This is a genomic window from Moorena sp. SIO4E2, from assembly GCF_010671945.1.
Taxonomy (GTDB): Bacteria; Cyanobacteriota; Cyanobacteriia; order Cyanobacteriales; family Coleofasciculaceae; genus Moorena; species Moorena producens.
Window position 1 is genome coordinate 1 of sequence record NZ_JAAHIE010000761.1, and the last position, 2,956, is coordinate 2,956.

The following is a 2,956-nucleotide window of genomic DNA, read 5'->3' on the forward strand; positions in this document are numbered from 1 at the left end:
GCTTCGCGATGAAGCGTTCGTAAAGCGTGGCCCAAAGGCCTCAGCTTCCGCTAAATGCGATCGCTTTTAGGGGTTCCAAAGGAGCATCGCAACGGTGACACGGCAGCAAGGTTGTGAGTAGAGCCTATGTGCCCACTATGATGTAAACCTAAGAGTTTTTTTTCTTATCAAATAAAATTATGATTTTTTTCTCTTATCAAATAAAATTTTGGTTCTTTTTACTCTCTTGCTTTTTGCGTCTTGCTTCCATCACTTTTACTACAACCAGTGTATTGACATTCTAGATACAAACACTATAGTAGTTTATAGGAATAAGCTAGGCAGCATTTACCTTAAAATAAAATGATTTGTGATAATTTTTGTTTCCTAATTCCAATTGCCTTTCCTATATATATCGTTTTTCATAACTATGAGGTACATCGGTGCGCTTTCCGTTGGTGACTTAAATTTACCAACAGAAAGCGCACCTTTACAAATATGAAATGCATCCCACTATTAACGGTTGACATGACCACAAATAAAAAAACGATAAACCCACAAAAACCCAGTAGGAAAACTCAAGGTGTAACACAATTATCAACTAGACCAAAAACAAGGTCTGGGAAGGTTATTAATGAACTGCTTATCAACATTTGGGAGCCCTTGGATCAGCTTGGAAAAGCTTTAATAGGTGACCTCTGGCGAGATGTCTATTTAACAATTCAGGATGCCATTGGTCTTGGGATCCTATACGTTATTTTCGGCTGGATATTTCATTGGATAACTAAAGAAAATTTTACAAGCTTTGATCAATGTTGGAATACCTGGAGCGTTTGGGAAGTAAACCGCTACTTCTGCCTTGTTGTTGTTTTGTTAGCTTTTAGCTCCTGTATTACCTTATGTGGTCGAATCCTCAAACGCTTATTAAAAGATATGATTAATCTATGACGCTATAACTAAGTTAGTGAATATGTCTACAGTTAAACGCGAAGAAATTAGTCTCTACCAAGAAGCCAAAGCTAGTTTAAGTTCCCTGTTTTGGCAAACAGCCCAAGTCTTTACTAGTTTACTAGTAATATTCTTGTTCGCTGGTGGCAAACCTCCCGGTTGGTTAGTCACCACCAGCTTTGTCGTCGGTACTGTATTTGTTTTTTGGAGAGAAAACAAGCGAACTAAGGATGGATCAAGTGAACATAAACAAATAAATAATAACGAGCATAAACCAAACAAATCTATGGTTCCCACTTATAAGAGTTACAAGCAAAGGAAAGCTAATCAAGTTCTGAGACGATCAATTGCAGAGAAAGAAACTACTATAGATGACCAGAGTGATGCCAAGTTTAACGCTAGTGCTAACTACTTCGAAAAAGCTGATTATGTTAGTAGTGAACAAAGCTATGCTAAGCAAACTAATATGGATAGAGACTCGAAAATACAGAAATGGCAAAACTATTTTAATTTTGCATTAATTATAATCATTTTTACGGCACCACTATTTACTTTTGGAATCAAAGAATTGGGGGAAAAAAATTATAAAATATATAAAAATAATCAAGGAATGATTGCTGAAATAAATAGTAAACCTCTTGTTTATTCTTCTCCAGTAATTTCACAAATTCCGACAGATGATAACCCTGAAAAAACTCAAAAATTATCTAAATCAGTTGAACCCCAACTAGTTGAACCTATAGAAGTTGAAAATAAAGGTATTATATATAATTTTAAAAATTGCCAAAAATCCTTAAATGTAAATTCAAGTACTCAATCCATAAGTTGTGCTATATTAATTACAAGCACTAAAGAAAATGTTCAGTTGCGTTTATATTCCAATCGCACTTCTTCTCAAAGAAGTAGACTATTGGATCAAGGTAAAGAATATGTAGCCACAAAAGTTGAATTTGGTACATACAGTAGTAATCGCATAGGTTATGTAAAAAATAGCTTGATTAAGGATGTACCGATAGAAGCCATTATTGATTTTGATGGAGTTCCACTAGAATTAAACCAGATAGATATCCTGCAATTTACATCCTATTTAGAGAGTTCTTATTACAAAGGTAAACTCAATACTGAATTACGTAATTTGCCGGTTATTCCGGAAAAATAGAAATTATCTAATTTACAAATAGGTTATAGCGGTTTTTAATTAGGTGAGGTACAAATTTTAGGGTTTTAGGGAACAGTGGCGTAGGGTGCGTGATAAGACGGGCTCCCCTTGATTTTCCCCCTGTTGACATCGGTTGAGATAGCCCGGCCCGTAACGCACCACCGGGTCAAACTAGAGATCCTTCCCCCTTGCCTCAGCGCAACCCTATAAATAATTTGTCTGTAGATATCTTAAGATTAGTAAAAAGCGAAGATTTGAGACAATCCCCTCTACGGAACATTACTTTCTGATATTGATCATTTACCAAACAGCAGACCGTTACCGTCGGTTGTTTCGGGCTACCAATAAAATATTTTCCGCCAATACCGAGATAATCGACAATCCAGTATTCTGGAATGCCCAAAGCTTCGTAATCTTCATACTTACGAGCATAATCATTCTGCCAGTTTGTACTAACGACTTCAACCACAAGTTTTACAGTAGTACCCAGAGTTATAACTGGTTCCCTTGCCCAAAGTGGTTCGTTGACCAATTCTCCCTCATCAAGGACAACAAGATCTGGTCTGAAAGCGTTGAAGGTTCCCAAGGGCTGAATTAAACAGCGGTGTGGGATAAAATAAGGTACATCTAAACGATCTATTTCTACGTTAAGCTTTCGGCTAATCAACGCCACGACTTGCTCGTGGGGGCCAGTTGGTTCCATCTCAATTAGCTCTCCATCAATGAGTTCGTACCGTTGATCGTCTCCATACTGAGCAATAAATTCTTCTGGACTGATACCGGTTGTGGTTGCTGATAAAATCATAGAGCGGTCTCCTACTAAAACCTTACTGTTATCAACACCTAACTAAAATGTAAGCTATCAGCTTA

The 2,956-nt window shown here is 37.0% G+C and carries 3 protein-coding genes; 2 read left to right on the forward strand and 1 reads right to left on the reverse strand.

Annotated elements, in window-relative coordinates:
* The first annotated feature begins 507 nt into the window (after positions 1-507).
* Together F6K37_RS36730 and F6K37_RS36735 are read left to right on the forward strand one after the other, a co-directional pair.
* Positions 508-927, forward strand: coding sequence for a hypothetical protein (locus F6K37_RS36730; RefSeq protein ID WP_008191291.1), 420 nt, complete (start codon positions 508-510; stop codon positions 925-927).
* Between the two features lie 22 nt (positions 928-949).
* Positions 950-2,086 (forward strand): hypothetical protein, encoded by a 1,137-nt coding sequence (locus tag F6K37_RS36735; RefSeq protein ID WP_287255911.1) that lies wholly within the window; start codon positions 950-952, stop codon positions 2,084-2,086.
* Between the two features lie 193 nt (positions 2,087-2,279).
* Here the strand turns inward: F6K37_RS36735 and F6K37_RS36740 are convergent, their stop codons facing one another.
* Positions 2,280-2,891, reverse strand: coding sequence for a Uma2 family endonuclease (locus F6K37_RS36740; protein WP_008191295.1), 612 nt, complete (start codon positions 2,889-2,891; stop codon positions 2,280-2,282).
* Positions 2,892-2,956: the final 65 nt, after the last annotated feature.